Origin of the sequence: Sulfuricurvum sp. IAE1 (assembly GCF_004347735.1) — a bacterium.
GTDB lineage: Bacteria > Campylobacterota > Campylobacteria > Campylobacterales > Sulfurimonadaceae > Sulfuricurvum.
On sequence record NZ_SLTI01000040.1, the window covers coordinates 1 to 2,178 of the forward strand.

The window sequence follows — 2,178 nt, forward strand, 5'->3', positions numbered from 1 at the left end:
AGGGAGTGTTAGAAATTTCGTGTCAGTCCGATAGAATTGTATATTCTAAAGGAAAGACAGATGAACGAGGTGTTCAATTTTAACGAGGCAGTGAAAGAACTGCTAGCAGGAAAGAAGATCAGCGGGAAAGACGGAATTCTTGCTCCACTGGTCAAACAATTGGTTGAAGCGGCATTGGAAGCCGAAGTGGAATCGCATATTGCCGATGAAGTATTAAAAGGCAATCCGAACCGCCGAAACGGCTACAACAACAAACGGATGAAAAGTTCCGATGGAGAGTTTGAACTTTCCACCCCAAGAGATCGGGAAGCTACCTTTGAACCTCAGATCGTGAAGAAGCATCAAACTACTCTTAGCGATGAGATCGAAGAGAAGATCTTATCGATGTATGGTCTTGGGATGAGCTACAGCGATATCACTAAACATATCGAAGACATTTACCGCATATCACTTTCAACCGCTACCATAAGCTCCATAACCGACAAGATCATTTCCAGAGTCAAAGAGTGGCAGCAGCGTCCTTTGGAAACGATTTACCCCTTTGTATGGCTCGATGCGATCCATTACAAAATCAAAGAAGACGGTAAGTATGTATCCAAAGCCGTTTACACTATCCTTGGTGTTCGATTGGACGGTAAAAAAGAAGTAATGGGGTTGTATCTCTCCGAAAGCGAGGGAGCCAATTTTTGGCTACAAGTATTGACCGATCTAAACAACCGTGGCGTTGAGGATATCCTGATTGCATCCATTGATGGACTCAAAGGTTTCCCCGAAGCGATCAACGCTATCTTCCCTAATACCGAAGTGCAACTGTGTGTGGTACATCAGATACGAAATTCGATCCGCTATGTCGCTTCCAAAAACCAAAAAGAGTTCCTCAAAGACCTCAAACAAGTCTATGGAGCTATCTCAAAAGAAGCTGCTGAAATGGAACTGGATCGGCTTGAGGAAAAATGGGGAAGTAAATATCCCATCGTGATTCAGTCTTGGCGGAACAAGTGGTCAAATCTCTCCAACTACTTCAAGTACCCTGCCGATATTCGCCGCATTATGTACACAACCAATATCATCGAATCGGTACACCGACAATTTAGAAAACTGACCAAAACCAAAGGGGGATTCCCCAATGAAAACAGTTTGTTAAAACTGCTTTATCTTGGAATTCAAAATGCTCAAATTAAGTGGACGATGCCAATGCATAACTGGAGTCTTACACTTTCACAATTGGCTATCTTTTTCGAAGGACGAATGGATAAGGCGCTTAACCTATGATATGATGATATTATAGATATTTAGGAAGGGGACCTGCTAGTGAAACCATTGATTTCCAACCGTATAATCTATGCCGTTTTTCTGTTTTTTATACAAACGAACCTGATTTACGCAATGGAAGAGAATACTCAGATTAAAACACTCTTTGAAGTAGCAGATGTTAATGCCACCTTTATTCTTTATGACCTGCAAAAAGAGACCATAGTTGGATATGATAAGATAAGGTCGGAAAAAAGGTATCTCCCTGCATCGACTTTCAAAATTGCTAATTCTCTCATAGGATTGGCAACAGGTGCCGTTAAAACGGTAGATGAACCAATACCTTACAATGGCCCTAGCAATCCGTTTATAGCGGCATGGAAGCAAGATATGGGCTTAAAAAAAGCCATTGCTATGTCCAATGTACCTATTTATCAGGAGTTGGCCCGAAGAATTGAATTAACGAGGATGCAAAAGTATTTAAAAGATCTTCATTATGGCAATGAAGCGGTGGGAGAACATGTAGATCGTTTTTGGCTGGATGGACCACTTCAGATCAGTGCTGTGGAACAAGTGCTGTTTCTAAAAGGGCTGGTCCAGGAAACGCTCCCTTTTTCAAAAAGCATCCAAAAAGATGTCAAGAGTATTCTCCTAATTGAAGAAACCAACGCTTATAGACTGTATGGAAAAACAGGCTGGCAAAATGCTCCCGAAAAAGGCATAGGATGGTTTGTAGGATGGCTTGAAAAGTCAAACGGGACATACATTTTTGCATTCAATATGGACATGACTGATATGTCTGATGCCCCAAAGCGTATAAATCTGAGCAAAACTTGTTTAACAACTTTGGGGCTTCTCAATAGTGAATAAAATGTGATAATATTTTATTCAACTATCGGATGCTGACACGAAGTTCTGAACAGTCTC

2 protein-coding genes are annotated in these 2,178 nt (G+C 41.2%); both read left to right on the top strand.

The features are described from left to right. The first annotated feature begins 60 nt into the window (after positions 1–60). A complete protein-coding gene (locus tag E0765_RS05185; protein WP_132812160.1) occupies positions 61–1,272 on the top strand; it encodes an IS256 family transposase in 1,212 nt (403 codons plus the stop codon). Between the two features lie 39 nt (positions 1,273–1,311). Further along, positions 1,312–2,121, top strand: coding sequence for a class D beta-lactamase (gene blaOXA, locus E0765_RS05190; RefSeq protein WP_255417860.1), 810 nt, complete (start codon positions 1,312–1,314; stop codon positions 2,119–2,121). The last annotated feature ends 57 nt before the right edge of the window (positions 2,122–2,178 follow it).

Coding starts and splice junctions, on each gene's coding strand:
- E0765_RS05185 (WP_132812160.1), top strand. CDS start 61: ATGAACGAGGTGTTCAATTTTAACGAGGCAGTGAAAGAACTGCTAGCA.